Annotated in this window: 15 protein-coding genes; 1 reads left to right on the forward strand and 14 read right to left on the reverse strand. The window is 73.1% G+C overall.

Annotated elements, in window-relative coordinates; genetic code table 11:
* Nucleotides 1-30: 30 nt before the first annotated feature.
* From ACZ4D5_RS15240 to ACZ4D5_RS15260, 5 genes are read right to left on the reverse strand one after another with little or no spacing between them, the layout of a single operon-like run.
* On the reverse strand, nt 31-1,074 hold the full coding sequence (locus tag ACZ4D5_RS15240) for a 2-hydroxyacid dehydrogenase (RefSeq protein WP_467772822.1): 1,044 nt from the start codon (nt 1,072-1,074) through the stop codon (nt 31-33).
* A gap of 26 nt (nt 1,075-1,100) precedes the next feature.
* A complete protein-coding gene (locus ACZ4D5_RS15245; RefSeq protein WP_467772823.1) occupies nt 1,101-1,727 on the reverse strand; it encodes a histidine phosphatase family protein in 627 nt (208 codons plus the stop codon).
* Entirely contained in the window at nt 1,724-3,256 is a 1,533-nt protein-coding gene (locus ACZ4D5_RS15250) for an FGGY-family carbohydrate kinase (protein ID WP_467772824.1), read from the reverse strand. The genes ACZ4D5_RS15245 and ACZ4D5_RS15250 overlap by 4 nt, the downstream gene beginning before the upstream one ends.
* On the reverse strand, nt 3,249-4,856 hold the full coding sequence (locus ACZ4D5_RS15255; RefSeq protein ID WP_467772825.1) for an FGGY family carbohydrate kinase: 1,608 nt from the start codon (nt 4,854-4,856) through the stop codon (nt 3,249-3,251). The genes ACZ4D5_RS15250 and ACZ4D5_RS15255 overlap by 8 nt, the downstream gene beginning before the upstream one ends.
* Nucleotides 4,857-4,858: 2 nt before the next feature.
* Nucleotides 4,859-6,205, reverse strand: coding sequence for an MFS transporter (locus ACZ4D5_RS15260; RefSeq protein ID WP_467772826.1), 1,347 nt, complete (start codon nt 6,203-6,205; stop codon nt 4,859-4,861).
* A gap of 303 nt (nt 6,206-6,508) precedes the next feature.
* On the opposite strand from ACZ4D5_RS15260, the gene ACZ4D5_RS15265 reads away from it, so the two are divergent.
* The gene (locus ACZ4D5_RS15265; RefSeq protein WP_467772827.1) at nt 6,509-7,297 is read left to right on the forward strand and encodes a DeoR/GlpR family DNA-binding transcription regulator; all 789 of its coding nucleotides are present in this window, start codon (nt 6,509-6,511) and stop codon (nt 7,295-7,297) included.
* An 87-nt stretch (nt 7,298-7,384) separates the two neighbouring features.
* Here ACZ4D5_RS15265 and ACZ4D5_RS15270 read toward each other — a convergent pair whose 3' ends face one another.
* The 9 genes from ACZ4D5_RS15270 to ACZ4D5_RS15310 form a co-directional block, all read right to left on the reverse strand.
* On the reverse strand, nt 7,385-8,041 hold the full coding sequence (locus ACZ4D5_RS15270) for an ABC transporter ATP-binding protein (protein ID WP_467772828.1): 657 nt from the start codon (nt 8,039-8,041) through the stop codon (nt 7,385-7,387).
* Nucleotides 8,034-8,963 (reverse strand): ABC transporter ATP-binding protein, encoded by a 930-nt coding sequence (locus ACZ4D5_RS15275; RefSeq protein ID WP_467773031.1) that lies wholly within the window; start codon nt 8,961-8,963, stop codon nt 8,034-8,036. Before ACZ4D5_RS15275 ends, ACZ4D5_RS15270 begins: the two co-directional genes overlap by 8 nt.
* Before the next feature lie 56 nt (nt 8,964-9,019).
* Nucleotides 9,020-9,922, reverse strand: a complete 903-nt coding sequence (locus ACZ4D5_RS15280) for an ABC transporter permease (protein ID WP_467772829.1) — start codon at nt 9,920-9,922, stop codon at nt 9,020-9,022.
* Complete coding sequence (locus ACZ4D5_RS15285; RefSeq protein ID WP_467772830.1) at nt 9,915-10,880, reverse strand: ABC transporter permease; 966 nt, start codon at nt 10,878-10,880, stop codon at nt 9,915-9,917. Before ACZ4D5_RS15285 ends, ACZ4D5_RS15280 begins: the two co-directional genes overlap by 8 nt.
* Nucleotides 10,881-10,939: 59 nt before the next feature.
* Complete coding sequence (locus tag ACZ4D5_RS15290) at nt 10,940-12,535, reverse strand: ABC transporter substrate-binding protein (RefSeq protein WP_467772831.1); 1,596 nt, start codon at nt 12,533-12,535, stop codon at nt 10,940-10,942.
* Between the two features lie 130 nt (nt 12,536-12,665).
* A complete protein-coding gene (locus ACZ4D5_RS15295) occupies nt 12,666-13,766 on the reverse strand; it encodes an acyl-CoA dehydrogenase family protein (RefSeq protein ID WP_467772832.1) in 1,101 nt (366 codons plus the stop codon).
* Nucleotides 13,763-14,944, reverse strand: a complete 1,182-nt coding sequence (locus ACZ4D5_RS15300) for an acyl-CoA dehydrogenase family protein (RefSeq protein WP_467772833.1) — start codon at nt 14,942-14,944, stop codon at nt 13,763-13,765. The genes ACZ4D5_RS15295 and ACZ4D5_RS15300 overlap by 4 nt, the downstream gene beginning before the upstream one ends.
* Nucleotides 14,941-15,909 carry an NADPH:quinone oxidoreductase family protein gene (locus tag ACZ4D5_RS15305; RefSeq protein ID WP_467772834.1) on the reverse strand — a complete coding sequence of 323 codons (969 nt, stop codon included), beginning with the start codon at nt 15,907-15,909 and terminating at the stop codon, nt 14,941-14,943. The genes ACZ4D5_RS15300 and ACZ4D5_RS15305 overlap by 4 nt, the downstream gene beginning before the upstream one ends.
* Nucleotides 15,910-15,994: 85 nt before the next feature.
* Entirely contained in the window at nt 15,995-16,615 is a 621-nt protein-coding gene (locus ACZ4D5_RS15310) for a helix-turn-helix domain-containing protein (RefSeq protein WP_467772835.1), read from the reverse strand.
* Between the last annotated feature and the right edge of the window lie 61 nt (nt 16,616-16,676).

Raw genomic sequence — 16,676 nt, forward strand, 5'->3', positions numbered from 1 at the left:
TGCGTGGACGGCTCGTCGGACGGCTCGCCCTCACTCCCGTCCCGCGAACACCTCCGGATTGGCGCAGTGCGCCAGCGGCTCGCCCCGCAGGTAGCGGGCGACCTCGGCTGCGACGATTCGGGACGCCTTGTGGGCCACCTCCTGGCTGGCGCCCGCGATGTGGGGGGTCATGACGATGCCTGGGGTGCGCAGGAGGCGGGAGGCGGTGGGGACGGGCTCCTGGGGGTAGACGTCGAAGGCGGCGCCGGAGAGTTGGCCCGCGTCCAGGGCGTCGCAGACCGCCTCGTAGTCCAGGAGGGCGCCGCGGGCGCAGTTGACGAGGACCGAGCCGCGGGGCATCCGTGCGAGCTGAGCGGCGCCGATCATGCCCTTGGTCTCGTCCGTCACGCGTGCGTGCAGGGAGACGATGCGGGAGCGGGTGAGCAGTTCGTCGAGGGAGACCTGCTCGGCGGTGCCCGCGAGCGACTCCGGCTTCACGTACGGGTCGTGGACCAGGACGTGCGCGCCCATGGCCAGCAGGACCTTCGCGACACGGCTGCCGATCGCGCCGTAGCCGATGAGGCCGACGGTGGCGCCCTCGATCTCGATGCCGCAGTTGTCGTAGTCGTAGTAGTCGCCCCGCCACACGCCCGCGCGCAGGTCGGTGTGCGTGTCGCCGACGCCGCGCGCCGCGGCGAGGAGCAGCGTGAGGGTGTGCTCGGCGGTGGCGACGGCGTTGCGCCCGGGGGCGTAGCAGACGGCGACGCCGTGCCGCGTGGCCGCCGCCAGGTTGGCGTTGACGGGGCCGCCCCGGCTGACGCACATCAGCTTCAGGTCGGGGCAGTTGGCGAGAATCCGCTCGGTGAGGGGCGCCATCTGCGTGACGCAGACCTCGACGCCCTGGAGGGCCTCGATGAGCTCGTCCTCGGTCCCCGAGGCCTCGATGACCTCGGCGACGGGCCCGAAGGGGGTGTGCGGCCAGGGCAGGGTGAGCTCGCGCACCTCGACGGCGTCCGCGGTGGCCGCGCGGACCTCTTCGGTGAGCAGGCGCGGGAGGACGAAGTGGTCGCCTGCGGCGAGGACTGTGGTGCTCATGGGGGTTCTTCCTTTTGTGGGTCGGATCAGACGGCGGGGACGGGTGCGGCCGCCGCGGGAGCGTTCAGGCGCAACAGCGACATCCGGCCCTCGCGCAGCCGCAGTTCGGTGAGGGCGCCGTTGTGGAGCGCGGGGAAGACCCGCCGGTAGTCGGCGAGCGGAATGCCCAACTCGCGGCACAGCAGCAGCCGTACGAGGGTGGAGTGGGCGACCACGAGGACGCGCCCGTCGGGGAAGGCCTCGGCGAGGTCGGCGAGGGCCGCGCTCGCCCGCTCGGCCGCGGCCCGCGGGTCCTCGCCGCCCGGCAGATGGTGGGCGACCGGGTCGCGCAGGAACGCGGCGAGCTCCTCGGGAAAGCGTTCGCGCATCTCGTCCCTTGTCAGCCCCTCGCCTCGGCCGAAGTCGACCTCCAGAAGCCGGGGTTCGACGCGCGGCACCAGACCGAGCGCCTCCGCCGCGGGCTGCGCGGTGAGGCGCGCGCGGGTCAGCGGGGAGCTGACCACGGCGTCGATCCGCTCCCCCGCGGCCCAGGCGCCGAGCGCGGCGGCCTGCAGCAGGCCGCGGGAGGTGAGGTCCACGTCGGTGCGCCCCGCGTACCGGTTGCCGTCGTGCCAGACGGTCTCCCCATGGCGTACGAGGATGAAGTCGGTCACTGGCCTGCCCTTTCGTGGTGATGAGTGCCGGGAGCGCCACCGGCACGCCGCCTCGCGTGCGCGGCCACGGCCCCGTCCAGCCAGCCCCGTTCGACCAGCGCGTCGACAAAGGCGAGGTAGACGGGCGTCCAGCGGGCCGTGCGCGCCGGGTCGGGGAGGATCTCCTCGCCGACCCGGACCATCGCGGCCGCGGCGTCCTGGACGCAGATCCCGTCGGAGGTGGCGGCGAGGACCGCCATGCCGACGGCGCCCTCGGCCTGTTCGGGGATCCACACGGGACGGCCGAGGACGTCGGCGCGGAGCCTGCTCCAGTAGCGGTTGCGGGCGCCGCCGCCGGTGAGGGTGAGCGGCCCGTCGACGGGCGCGCCGATCAGGTCGAGGTAGTCGAAGCAGAGCCGCTCGACACAGGCGACGCCGAGCAGGTGCGCGTGGAAGCGTTCGGCTTCGTCCGCGGGCTCGCCGAGGACGAAGGGCCGTGCGTCCGGGGCGCGGAAGGGGAAGCGTTCGCCGCCGGTGGACACCAGCGGGTACGCCACCGCGTCGGAGTCGGACTCGGCCGCGAGGACGGTGAGTTCGTCGAGATCGGCCCCGGGGAACTCGCGGCTGACGACGCCCGCTCCGCTGCCGGAGGCGCCGCCCGGCAGCCAGCTGTCGCCGGGGCCGCGGTGGCAGTAGACGACGCCGCCCGGGTCGCGCACCAGGTGCGGGCTCATGCCCTTGAAGACGAGGGTGGTGCCGAGCACCGAGTTCCAGGCGCCGGGCGTGAGGGCGCCCGCGCCGATCTGGGCGGCGCAGCCGTCGGTCATCCCCGCGACGATCGCGGTGCCTTCGGGGATGCCGGTCGCCCCGGCGGCGTCCGCGCAGACCGTGCCGAGGACGGTTCCGGGGCGTACGACATCGGGCAACAGGCTCTCGGGGACGCCGAGTTCGGCGAACTCCTCCGACGGCCAGCGCTCCTCGGTGAGGTGGTACCCGCTCTTCAGGGCGTGGCTCGCGTCGCTCGGCACCTGGCGCCCGGCGAGCCGCCAGGTGATCAGGTCGGGCTGGTGAAGCAGCCGGACCGCCGTGCCGGCCGCCGCGGATTCGTGCTCCCGGAGCCAGAGCAGCTTGGGCAGCGCCCAGGACGGCTGCATGGTGCGGTAGCCGAGCTCCCGCCAGACGTCGGCGCCCGCTTCGTTGGCGCGCGCGGCCTGCTCGGCGGCGCGCCCGTCGTCGTACATCAGGCCCGGCGTGAGCGGTGTGCCGGACGCGTCGGCGAGGAGGATCGTGCCGGAGGTGCCGTCGATCGCGAGGCCGCGGATCCGGCCGGTGTCGATGCCGGACAGCGCCTCGCGGCAGGCCCCGGCGAGCGCGTCCCACCACTGCGCGGGGTCCTGCTCGTGACGGTTGCCCTCGCGGCGGCTGGTGAGCGGCCGGGACGCGGCGGCGAGCACCTGCCCCGTGGAGTCGACGGCGACGCAGCGGGCGCTCTGGGTGCCGAGGTCGAGGCCGAGCCAGACGGCGTCGTCCGTGGGCGGTCGCTCAGGCACGGGGGGCTCCTTGTTCGTGAGCCGTACGGGATTCTGGTGCAGTACGGGATTCATGCGTCGTCCGGGATTCGTGTGCCGTACGAGGCCCAGGGACGGGACCGCCGGCCGGGGCGGGGAAAGGGGCGGATGCGGCCGCGCTCCAACCCGCCTCGCGCGCCAGGCCCCGCCAGCCCAGGAACGACTCGTACAGCCCCGCGTAGTACGCGGACCGCTCCGGGTCGGGCTCCCAACTGGTGCGCATCCGTACGTACTTGGCGGCGGCACTGTGCATGCTGGACTCGGCCCCGCTGAGCACGAGGCCGGTGAGGAAGGCCCCCTTGGCGCCGAGTTCGGTGTCGCCGGAGCGGGCCGTGGGGACGCCGGTCGCGTCCGCGATGAGCGCGCACCACTCCGCGCTGTTGGCGCCGCCGCCGCACAGCCGCAGCTCCGTGACCGCGGTGCGGGAGGCGGCGAGCGAGTCGCGCAGGACGAGGGAGAGTCCGTCGAAGACGGCGCGGGCCAGGTCGGCCCGGGTGTGCTCCAGGGACAGCCCCCAGAACGAGCCGCGGGCGCGCGGGTCGAGGAAGGGCGCCCGCTCGCCGGCGGGCGAGAGGTAGGGCAGGAACATCAGACCCCGGGCGCCCGGTTCGGACGTGAAGGCCAACTCGGCGAGCTCCGGCGGCCCTTCGAGGTGGAGGGTCCGCGCGGCCCAGGTGAGGACCTCGGCGCCGTTCAGGGTGGGGAAGGCGCGCAGGATCCGCTCGCGGCCGCGGTAGGCGATGTTGATGCCGGACGGCTCGCCGCTGGTGTCGACGTCCTTGCGGACGATCTCGGTGCACAGGGTGGTGCCGAGGATGCCGCACGCCTGGCCGGGGTTGACGACGCCCGCGCCGCGCGCCGTGGAGGCGATGTCGTACGGCGCCATGACGACGGGAAGCCCCGCGGGCAGGCCGAGTTGGGCGGCCGCCTCGGAGGTGATCTCGCTGATGCGCTCCTGCTCACCGAGGACCTTCGGGAGGAGGCGGGCGCAGGAGGCGAGGCCGAACAGGTCGACGATCGCCGGGTCGTAGTCGCCCGTGGCGTGGTCGAGGAAGGGCGCGGAGGCGTCGGACTCGTCGGTGGCCGTGACGCCGGTCAGGCGCAGGAACAGCCAGCCCGCGGCGGTCAGCGATGCGGCCGAGCGGGCCAGGCGCCGCGGATCGTGGGCGCCGAGCCAGCTGAAGATCGCGTTGGGCATGCCGCTGCAGGTGAGGGAGCCGTTGCGCCGGAAGGCCTCGTCGAGGACGCCCTCGCGCTCCCAGCGGGTGAGGATGTCCCCCGCGCGCCCGTCGGACCACAGGATCGCGGGCCCGGTGGGGCGCCCGGCGGCGTCGACGAGCCAGGCCCCGTCGCCCTGCGCGGTGAACGTCACCAGCCAGACGGGGTCGGTGACGTCGGACAGGGCGTTGCGGACGGTGTACACGACGGCGTTCCACACCGTGTCCATGTCCTGCTCGGCCCAGCCCGGGTGGCGGCGGTCCACCTCGGTGGCGAGCCGCGCGACGGCGAGTTCCTTGCCCTGGTCGTCGAAGACGACCGACTTGATCATCGTGGTGCCGACGTCGATGGCGAGTACGGACATGGTCACAGTCCCTTCGGGGCGGGTGTGCCGACGAGTCCCTGGGCGTCGGCGGGAAGCGGCTGTGGCAGGCGTACCGCGGAGTCGGCCGCGGGGGTGGACGCCCCGGAGGCGGCGTCGGGGGCGGTGGTCCTCAGGAAGAGCGTGAGCAGCGCGCTGATCGCGTGGAACCCTGCGAAGATCCACACCACGCCGCCCACCCCCAGCGGGCCGAGGAAGAGACCGACGACAAGGGGTCCTACGAAGGTGGAGGCACCGGCGCCCAGGTTCAGCGCGGCCATGGCCTGGCCCTTGTGGGTCGGCGCGATGGCGGTCATCAGCGCGGAGAGCGGGACGTACCCGGAGAGGGTCGCGCCGTAGAGGACCGCGACCAGCACGCACAGGGCGTACTGCGGACCGGCCGCGGACGGGACGTAGTACAGGACGAGGGTGGAGAGCGTGCAGCCCACGCCGCCGAACCAGGCGACGGTGGTGCGCCAGCCGACCTTGTCGCCGACCACCCCGAAGAGGAGGTTCGTGACGATGTTGGTGGCGAACATCAGGGCGAGCAGCCGCAGCCACTGCGCGTCGGAGAGCCCGATCTCCTTGACGAACCAGGTGGGGAGCATGACCAGGAAGCCGAACTGCGACGCGGTGTTGAGCATGCGCACGGCCGCGCCCGCGCCCACCCTCGGGTTGCGGCTGAGGATCGTCAGGCTGCCGACGAGCCCAGCCATCGGGCTCTCCCCCGCCGGGGCGAGCCGCCCGGACCCGGTGGGCTCCCGGATCAGGAGGAGCGGCACGAGCCCGCCGACGACGACCACGCCGAGCGCGGCCCACAGCGTGCCGAGCTCCCCGACGTGCGGGATGAGGAGGCTGGCGGTGAGCGAGCCGAGCGTGGGCAGCCCGGCGGAGAACGCCGACCAGAACCAGCCCATGGCGCTGCCCATCTGCCGCTGCGGAGCGACCGCCGCGATCCACACCAGGAAGGCGTACGCGAAGAGCGGGAAGGCGAGCCCGCGCAGTCCGTAGCCGAGGAGCAGCAGGGGGTACGCCTTGCCGGGGATCGCCACGGTCAGGAAGAACACGTGCGTGACGGCGAAGGCGACGAGACCGAGCCACATCACGCGGCGCGGCCCCCACAGGTCGGAGAGCGCCCCGGCGAACCAGGCGGCGACGGCGCCCGTGACGCCGTACACGGTGAAGACCATCGCGACGTCGGAGGCCGGGATGCCGAGGCCCTCCAGATACGGCGCGAGGTAGCCGGCCTCGACGCCGACGCCGGTCATGAAGATCAGGAGGCCCAGGTATCCCCAGGAGAGGGCGGGCGGAATGCCGAGTCGTGTGAAGACGGAACTCGGGGTGTTCGTCATTGAAGCTCCCCTGCGGCAAAGGCGGCGACGAGTGCGCGACGAGTGGGCGATCAGCGCTGGCAGGAACGAGCTAACAGCTGGCTGAAAATCCACGTCAATCGCTGGCCGACATCTCCCGTGACAAAGGACTTCCGCCGTGTGAGAAGGACTTGGGTCCCCCGGCTCCCAGCAGCACGGCGGCCCGGTGGCCACCCGGGCGCCCTGTGAAATCCATGAGATCATCACTCGGAGACTTCACACGGCGCGGCAGACGGTGCGGCAGGCGGAGCACGGTGCGGCAGGCCGGAGAGCGGGGAGAGCGGCATGGCGACGGCGGACCGGGCGGACGTGCGCGAGGCGCGGCGCGTACGCATCCGCGAGGCGGTGGTCGCAGGGGGCTTCGTGCGCGCCGCGGACCTCGCCGACGCGTTCGGCGTCAGCCTGATGACGATCCACCGCGACCTGGACTTCCTGCAGACGCAGGGCTGGCTGCGCAAGGTCCGCGGCGGCGCGACGGGACTGCCGTCCGCGCAGTTCCACGGCAGCGTGGCCGAGCGCATGTCGACGATGGCGCAGACGAAGCAGCAGCTCGCCCGGGCCGCGGCACATGAGCTGGTGCCGGGGCAGACGGTGCTGCTCGACGACAGCACGACGTGTCTGCACCTGACGCGGCTCCTGACCGAGCGCACGCCGCTGACGGTGATCACCAACTCGCTGCCCGCGATCACGGCGCTCGCCAAGGAGCCCGGCGTCTCGCTGATCGCGCTCGGCGGCAGCTACTTCCCGGCGTACGACGCCTTCATGGGCCTGCACACGGCCGACAGCGTCGAGGCGTTCCGCGCGGACGTCCTGTTCATGTCGACGACCGCGGTGACGCGCGGCCGCTGCTATCACACGTCACCGGAGACGGTGCAGGTCAAGCGGGCGATGATGGCGGCGGCAACGCGCCGCGTCCTGCTGGCCGACCACACGAAGTTCACCCGCGACGGCCTCTACGCGCTGGCACCGCTGTCGGACTTCGACCTGCTGGTGGTGGACGACGGGCTCGGACAGGAGGACATCAGGGCGATCCGCAAGGGCGGTACGGAAGTGCGGGTCGTGCCCCGTCCCTGAGGGGCAGCGCCCCTGAAAGGGGCGCGGGGAACTGCGCGACCAGCCACGAACGACCCGCACCCCGAAGCCAACAGACCACGGCGCCCCCTACTCGGACAGCTCCTCCCACCGAACAGTCCGATCACACCACCGCTCAAGAAGAACGCGGTCATGCCCCACGGCCAGCAACCCCGCACCGGACCGGGCCCGGTACTCCTCCACGGCATGAACCAACGCGGCAGTCGTCGACGCATCCAGCATCGCCGTCATCTCGTCGCAGATGAGCCACCGCGGCCGCAGCACCAACGCCCGTGCCAGGCAGGCCCGTTGCAGCTGACCGTCGCTGACCTCGTGCGGGCGCCGGCCCATCAGGTCGACGCCGAGCCCGACGACCGGCGCCAACTCCGCGACGCGGGCGGCGACTTCGCAGGCCCGCCCCACGGCCCGCAGCGGCTCCGCGATCAGGTCCGTGAGGGTGAGGCGCGGGTCGGCGGACAGCCGCGGCTGCTGGAAGACGACGCCGAAGGCGGTCCGCTGCTCGCGGGGCGCGCGGTGGCGCCAGCCCTTCGCGGCCGCCCCGTCGATGACGACCTGCCCGGCGTCGGGCCGGTGCAGCAGCGCCGCGACCCGCGCCAGGGTCGACTTGCCGCAGCCGCTGGGGCCGAGAAGTCCGACCGACTCGCCCGGGGCGACGGACAGATCGATGTCCCGCACGACGGGGGCGCGGCGGTCGTATCCGGCGGTGATGGCGCGCAGTTCAAGCACGGGGCGCCTCCAGCACGTCCGCGTGGGGATGGTGGCAGGCGGCCCCGCCGGTGAGCGCGGGCACGGCCGCGCACGCCTCGTCGGCCCGCTCGCAGCGCGCCGCGAACGCACATCCATCGGGCAGCGCGGACAGTTCGGGCGGCATGCCGGGGACGGGCGTGAAGGCGCGCTCGGGCAGGGCGTTCAGGAGCCCTCGGGCGTAGGGGTGCCGGGGGCCGGGGGCGCCGAAGAAGTCGGCGGCGTCGGCGAGTTCGACGACGCGGCTCGCGTACATCACGGCGACGCGGTCGGCGATCCGCTCCGCGGCGGCCAGGTCGTGGGTGATCATCAGCAGCGCGCGGTCCTCGCCGACGTGCCGGCGCAGCTCGTCGACGGTGCGGTCCACGAGGTCACGGTCGAGTCCCGTGGTCGGCTCGTCGGCGAGCAGCAGCGGCGCGTCGCCGACGAGGGCGAGGGCGGTGGCGGCGCGCTGGGCGAGGCCGCCGGACAGCTCGTGGGGGTAGCGGTCGAGGTGCCCGACGGGGAACGCGGCGCGCTCGGCGGCCTCGACGGCCGCGGCCCGCAGCTGAGGCCGCCGGACGCCCACGAGCTCGCGCAGCGTCTCCTCCAGCTGCGAGCGCACGGTCCGTACCGGCGTCAGGTGCGCGGCGGGACTCTGCGGTACGAGGCCCACGCGCCGCCCCCGCACGGCGCGGGCGAGAGTGCCCTCGTCGGCCGTCAACAGGTCGAGGCGGTCCGTGCCGCCGGCGCCGCCCAGGAGCGCGGACCCGGCGGTCTCCGCGTTCTGCGGGAGCAGGCCGAGCAGCGCGGAGGCGAGCACGGACTTGCCGCAGCCGCTCTCGCCGACCAGGGCGAGGCACTCCCCCGCCGCGAGGTCGAAGGTGGCGTCGGTGACGGCCGAGACATGGCTGCCGCCGCGCATGCGGAAACGTACGGAGAGGCCCTGCACGGACAGCACGGGCGCGGAGTCGGTGACCGTCACAGCATGAGCTCCGATCGGCGCCGCGGATTGATCCGTTCCCGCCAGGCGCCCGCGAGGCCGGCGATCGCCAGGGTGGGCACGATGATGAACAGGCCGGGGAACAGCGTCGGCCACCAGTCGCCCGCGAGCAGCGAGCCGCGCGCGCTCTGCACGAGCGTGCCGAGGCTGGCCTGGTGGGTGGGCAGACCGAGGCCGAGGAAGGACAGCGCCGACTCGTGCCAGATGGCGTGCGGCACCATCAGGACGGCCGCGAGTCCGGCCTGCGGCAGGACGCCGGGCAGCAGATGCCGCACCGCCACGCGCAGCCGTGAGGCGCCGCCGGAGATGGCCGCGTCGACGTAGGGGCGCGAGCGCAGGGAGAGGACCTCGGCGCGCACGATGCGGGCGGTGGACAGCCAGTGCGTGAGCGCGACGGAGACGACGACCGGCCACACCCCGGGGCGGAACATCGCGACGATGAAGATGCCGAGCAGCAGGTGCGGCACGGACGAGAAGACGTCCACGAGCCGCATCACGATCCGGTCCACCCAGCCCCCTGAGGCGGCGGCGAGGGCGCCCACGGCCGTGCCGATCACCGTGGCGACGACGGCCGCGACGACACCCACGAGCAGCGAGACCCGCAGCCCGTAGACACAGCGCAGCAGCAGGTCACGCCCGACGTCGTCGGTGCCGAAGGGGTGCTCCCAGGACGGCGGCCGGAGTTTGGCCGCCAGGTCGACGGCCTGTTCGTCGAGGTGCGCCAGCGGCGGCACGACGAGGACGGCGAGGACGACCGCGGCGACGATCACCGCGGAGGAACGCACCCGCCACGCGCGCGTGGAGCGGCGTACGCCACCCTGGGCGCGCCATGCGCGGTCAGCCGTACCGGCTCCGGCGACCGCCTTGACCGTCTCAGCCATCGAATCCCACCCTCGGATCGGCGAGGCCGTACAACAGGTCGGCCACGAGGTTGCCCAGGAGGACCGCGACCGTGGCGAGCGCGGTCAGCGCGGCGAGCAGCGGGAAGTCCACGGACGTCGCCGCCTGCACGGTGGCCGCCGCGATGCCGGGCCAGCTGAAGACGGTCTCCACGAGCAGCGCCCCGGTGATCAGTTCGGGCACGCGCGAGCCGATGAGCGTGAGCACGGGCAGCATTCCGGAGCGCAGGGCGTGCCCGAGCAGGACGGTCCGTTCGGCGAGGCCACGCGCGCGTGCCCCGCGCACGGGGTCGTCGCCGAGCGCGTCCCCGACGCCCTGGCGCACGTACAGCACGAACCAGGGAAGCTGCGAGATCGCGAGGACGCCCGCGGGCAGCACGAGATGGCTCGCGACCTGTCCGGCCGTCACGGTCGAGCTCGCGGTGTCGGTGAGGCCGCCCGAGGGCAGCACGCCGAGCTTCAGCGCGAACAGCCACACGGCGAGCAGGCCGAGCCAGAAGGGCGGCGCCGCCTCGAGCGTGTACGCGAGGGACGTCACGACGCGGTCGAGCCAGCCGCCCGGGCGGCGCGCGGCGAGCACGCCGAGCGCGGTACCGAGCAGGATCGCGACGACGAACGCGGTCGCGGCGAGCAGCACCGACCAGCCGATGCGCTCGCCGATGGCGTCGGCGACGGGCTGGCGCAGGGTGCTGGAGTTCCCGAGGTCACCGGTGAGGGCCGAGGTCAGCCAGTCCCACCACTGCCCGGCCAGCGGCTTGTCGACGCCGAGGTTGGCGCGCAGCTGGTCGAGGTTCTCCTGCGACGCGGTGAGCCCCGCCGTGCCCGCGTAGGCCTTGACGGGGTCGAAGGGCGAGGCCGCGGCGACGGCGAAGACGCCGAAGGTGACGACCAGCATGACGGGGACGGCGAACAGGGCCCGCCGCCCCACGAGCCGTGCCATCGGCCCCCAGGGAAGGCGACGGCGCGTCGCCTTCCCCGGGTCCTTCGATATCGCCGGTGTCACTTCTTCGGCTGCCAGTCCTCGACGTTCCACCAGGGACCGGACGCGAGGCCGTGGTCGTGCGGCTCGACCTGCGTGGACAGGTCGCCGAAGCGCTTGTCGACGACGTAGAGGTGGTCGATGTGCGTGAGGAAGGTGTAGCCGGGGTCCTTCACGAGCTCGCGCTGGATGGTGTCGTACGCGGCCTGGCGCTTGGCGTGGTCACCGCTCTTGCGGGCGTCCTCCAGGGCCTTGTCGACCTTGGGGTTGTCGTAGTGCGCCATGTTGTTGAAGCCGTCGCCGGCGAGCGAGGACTTCAGGAGCGTGTACTGGTCGAAGTCCGGGTCGGCCGGGGAGCCGCCGCCCGCGAGGACCGCGTCCTTGGGCATGCGGGGCTCGATGACCTCCCACGTACCGGACTGCACCTCGACCTTGATGCCGAGCTTCTTGGCGTCGGACGCGTAGGCGAGGGCGTGGTCCTGGCGGAGCTTGTCGCCGGAGAGGTACCAGAGCGGGAACGTCGCCCGGACGCCGTCCTTCTCGCGGATGCCGTCCTTGCCCGGCTTCCACCCGGCGTCGTCGAGGATCTTCTTGGCCTTACCGGCGTCGAACCCCCGCTCGGTGCCCTTGGTGAACCAAGGGCTGTCGGTCGGGACGGGCCCGTAGGCCTCCTTGCCCTCGCCGTACAGGATCGAGTCGACCATCGCCTTGCGGTTCACGCCGACGTCGAGGGCGCGCCGGACGTCGGTGTCGCCCGCGACCTTGTTGCCGGTCGGCAGCGTCACGACGCGGTAGTCGAAGGTCTTGGCGGCGTACGTCTTCTTGTCGCCGTCGTTCTTGTACTTCTTGGCGAGGTTGGGCGGCAGGATCGCGCCGTCGAGCTCTCCGGCGTCGAGCCGGGTGGCGCGGATGTCGTCGTCCTTGATGATCGCCATCGTGAAGTTCTTGATCTTCGGCGCGCCGCCCCAGTAGTCGGGGTTGGCCTTGAAGGTGAGCTTCTCGCCCTTGGACCACTTCACGAGCTCGTAGGGGCCCGTGCCGATCGGCTTGGTGGTGAAGTCCCCGGTGTTCACGTCCTGCTTGCCCGCGACGTGCTCGGGGGCGATCGGCAGCACCGTGCGCTCGGCGAACGGCGCGTACGGGTACTTCAGGTGGAAGACGACGGTGTCCTCGCCCTTGGCCTCGACGCTCTTGAGGGCGTCGAGCTCGGTCTTCGAGGCGTTGTTGGTCTTCTTGTCGAGGATCGTCTCGTAGGTGAAGACGACGTCCTTGGCCGAGAAGGGCTTGCCGTCGCTGAACTTGACGCCCTTGCGCAGCTTGTACGTGTAGGTCCTGCCGTCGTCGGCGACCTTGGGCAGCTCGGCCGCGAGCGCGGGCCGGAGCTTCATGTCGGCGTCGTGCGTGAGCAGCCCGTCGAAGATCTTCGAGTTGCCGTCCTTGCCGTAGCCGAGGAGCGGGCTGAGGGTCTCGGGCTCGTACGCGATGCCGACGACCGCCGAGTCCTTCGCGCCGCCCGCGCCGCCGCCGTCGCCCGGCGCCGAGCAGGCGGAGGCCGCGACCGCTATCGCGGCCGCCGCCGCCAGCGCGCCTGTGCCCCGTATCGATCGGGCCCTCATGCTCCACATCCCTACCGGAGATCATCTGTTGTTGCGAACGGTTCGCAATTATGCCTCACGTAAGGAAGCGGTAAAACGCGCAGCCCGCACGTGGTACGTGCGGGCTGCATGGAAAAGGGGAACCGGTGGCTCAGGGGGCCGCGAGGTCGACGAGACCGGCCAGTGCCTCGCGGTGCCGGCCTGCCGTGCCGCAGCCGATCGAGTCGGCCTTGGCGCGCTTCAGATACAGGTGGACGGGGTGCTCCCAGGTCATGCCGATGCCGCCGTGCAGCTGCAGCGCCTCCTCGGCGGCGTGCACCGCGACGGACGAGGCGTAGGCCTGCGCGAGGGCGGTCGCGACGTCGGCGTCCCGGCTCCCGCAGGCGAGGGCGTCGGCCGCGTTCCTGGCGGCGGCGCGGGTGTTGACGACCTCGAGCCAGAGCTGGGCGAGCCGGTGCTTGAGCGCCTGGAAGGAGCCGACGGGCCGGTTGAACTGGTGCCGCTCCTTCGTGTGGCGGACGGTCTCCGTCAGGCACCAGTCGGCGAGGCCGAGTTGTTCGGAGGCGAGCAGTGCGGCACCGGCGCGCAGCCCGCGCCGCACGGCCGCGTCGGCGTCCTGGGTGAGCGCACGCGCGCGTGCCGCGTCGAAGGTGACCGTGGCGAGCGGCCGCGTGAGGTCGAGGGAGGTCCGCGGCGTGACGGTGACGCCGTCCTGGGCGGTGTCGACCGCGTAGAGCGCGCCGTCGGCGGGGACGAGCAGCACATCGGCGCAGGACGCGTCCGCGATGCCGGTCAACTCCCCGCGCAGGGCGCCGCCTTCATGGCGTACGGATGCGAACGGGGCGCCGGGGGCGGCCGCGAAGGCGACCGCGAGCACGCCGACCGTGCGCCCGGAGGCCAGGGCGCCGAGCAGCTCGGCGGCCTCGCTCCCGTTGCCCGGGTCGCAGGCGAGCAGCGCCTCCGTGGCGACGACGGCACTGGTCAGATAGGGCACGGGCGCCACGGCCCGGCCCAACTCCTCCAGGACGACGGCCGCTTCGCGGTGCGTGGCGCCCTGGCCGCCGAGCTCCTCGGGCACCAGGAGGCCCGCGAGTCCCATGCCGTCGCCGAGGGCCTTCCACAGCTCGCGGTCGTGCGGCTGGTCGGTCTCGACGCGCGCGAGGACGGCGGTCGCGCCGCAGCGGTCGGCGAGCAGGCCGCGCACGGCCGAGCGCAGCGCCTCTTCCTCTTCGGAGTAGAGCAGGTCACTCATCGCGCGAGGTCCTTCCAGGCGACGTCCTTGTCGGTGCGCGGCTCGGCGGGCAGGCCGAGGACACGCTCGGCGACGATGTTCAGCAGGACCTCGCTGGTCCCGCCCTCGATGCTGTTGCCCTTGGACCGCAGATAGCGGTAGCCGGCGTCGCGGCCCACGAAGTCGACCAGTTCGGGCCGCCGCATCGTCCAGTCCTCGTACAACAGGCCCTCCTCACCGAGGAGTTCCACCTCCAGGCCGCTGATCTCCTGGTTGAGGCGGGCGAAGCCGAGCTTCATGCCGGAGCCCTCGGGGCCCGGCTGGCCCGCGACGAGCTGCTGGCGCAGCCGCTCCCCGGTGAGCCGGGCGACCTCTGCCTCCACCCACAGCTTCACCAGGCGCTGGTGGAGGTCGTGGGTGCGCAGCTCGGGGCGCTCGCGCCAGGTCGCGGCGACCGGGCCGATCATGCCGCCCTCGCGCGGGATGCGCATGCCGCCGATGGAGACGCGCTCGTTCATGAGCGTGGTCTGCGCGACCTTCCAGCCGTCGCCGATCCCGCCGAGGCGGTGCGCGTCGGGGATGCGTACGTCGGTGAGGAAGACCTCGTTGAACTCGGCCTCGCCGGTGATCTGGCGCAGCGGCCGCACCTCGACGCCCGGGTCGGTCATGTCGCACACGAAGTACGTGATGCCGCGGTGCTTGGGCTGCTCCGGGTCGGTGCGGGCGATGAGGATGGCCCAGCGGGCGTTGTGGGCGCTGGAGGTCCAGACCTTCTGCCCGTTCACGATCCAGCCGTCGCCGTCCCGCTCGGCACGCGTGCCGAGCGCCGCGAGGTCGGAGCCCGCCCCCGGCTCGCTGAAGAGCTGGCACCACACCTCCTCGCCGGTCCACAGCGGGCGCAGGAAGCGGCGCTTCTGCTCCTCGGTGCCGAAGCCGAGGACGGTCGGCGCGGCCATGCCGAGGCCGATGCCGATGCGGCGCGGGTCGTTGTCGGGCGCGCCCGCGGCCTCCAGCTCGGCGTCCACGACGGCCTGCAGGGAGCGCGGCGCGCCGAGCCCGCCGAGGCCCTCGGGGTAGTGCACCCAGGCGAGTCCGGCGTCGAAGCGGGCCTTGAGGAAGTCGGCGCGGTCCGTGCTCGCGGGCGGGTGCGCGGCGAGGAACTCCTGGGTGCGGCTGCGCAGTTCGGCGGCGTCCGTCACGCGGCACCCCCGTGCGGAAGGACCGCCACGCGGCCGGTCGTGACGCCGTCCGCGACGCGCTGCACGGCGGCCGCGGCCTCGGCCATCGACACCCGCTCGCTCACCAGCGGCTTGACGGCCCCCTTGGCGGCGAGCTCGGTCAGCGCCTCGTGGCAGCGCAGGACGGCCTGCGGGTCCTTGGTGTTGTACAGGCCCCAGTGCAGGCCCACGATCGAGTAGTTCTTCACCAGGGCGTGGTTCAGGGCGGGCGAGGGGATCGCGCCGCTGGCGAAGCCGACGACGACGATGCGGCCCTCGAAGGCCACGCACTTCGCGGACTTGGCGTACGCGTCGCCGCCCACGGGGTCGTAGACCACGTCGGCGCCGCGGCCGCCGGTGGCTTCCTTGACGGCCGCGATCACGTCGTCCGCGCGCCGGTCCAGGACGACGTCGCAGCCGAGTTCGCGCGCGACCTCCGCCTTGTCCCGGCCGCCGACGACACCGATGACCTTGGCTCCGGCCGCCTTGCCGAGCTGGACCGCGGCGCTGCCGACACCGCCCGCGGCCGCGTGCACCAGGAGGGTCTCGCCCGCCTGGAGGTGCGCGCGGCGGTGCAGGGCGAACCATCCCGTCTGGTAGCCGATGTGCAGCGCGGCGGCCTCCGCGTCGTCCAGCGCGTCGGGGGCGGGCAGCAGGGCCGCGGCGTCCGCGACGGCGTACTCGGCGAAACCTCCGTACGGCAGCGCGGGGTTGGCGATCACGCGGCGGCCGTCCTCGGTCTCGCCGCAGATCTCCACGCCGGGCGTGAACGGCAGCGGGGGCCTGACCTGGTACTGGCCACGGCAGAGCAGCGCGTCCGGGAAGTTGATGTTCGCGGCGCGGACCTTCAACAGGACCTGGCCCTCACCGGGCTCGGGGCGGCCCACCTCCGCGAGGCGCATCACCTCGCCCGGCTCGCCGTTCTCGTGCACTTGCCATGCCTGCATGCGGGGCCTCCACGGGGCTGTCGTAGACCGTGCTCGACCGCATACTAAGCGGTCGCTTGCCCCTAGGGGAACAGTGCGGGGAAGGTCAGTCCGCGCTCCCCTCGCCGCCCTTCTTCGCGGGGCGCGCCCGGACGTGCATCCGCTCGCCCTGCGGCCCGAACAGGCTGATGAACTCCGCCCCTCCCTCGCTCGTGGCCCCGAACCAGTGCGGCACGCGGGTGTCGAACTCGGCGGCCTCGCCGGGGCCGAGCACCACGTCGTGGTCACCGAGGATCAGCCGCAGCTTTCCCGAGAGCACGTACAGCCACTCGTACCCCTCGTGGGTCTGCGGGTCCGGGGCCGCCGCCGTGCGGGCCGGCTCGACCACCTTGTACGCCTGGAGGCCGCCGGGCTGGCGGGTCAGGGGCAGCATGGTGCGGCCGTGCCGGACGATCGGCTTGGCGCGGACCCGAGGGTCGCCCACGGGCGGGGCGCCGACCAGCTCGTCCAGCGGGACCTGGTGGGCGCGGGCGATGGGCAGCAGCAGTTCGAGGCTGGGCTTGCGGTGGCCCGACTCCAGGCGGGACAGGGTGCTGACCGAGATGCCGGTGGCGGTGGACAGGCCCGCGAGGGTGGCGCCGCGCTCCTTGCGGATGCGGCGCAGCCTGGGGCCGACCTCGGTGAGGACCTGATCCACCTCCTCCGGCGCTTCCGTCTCTTCGCTCATGGCTCCACTATGGCGCATCTTTTGCACTATCGGCAAAGGAGCTTGTCGAAATCGCATCCAT

This window comes from Streptomyces sp. NPDC025651, assembly GCF_055558735.1.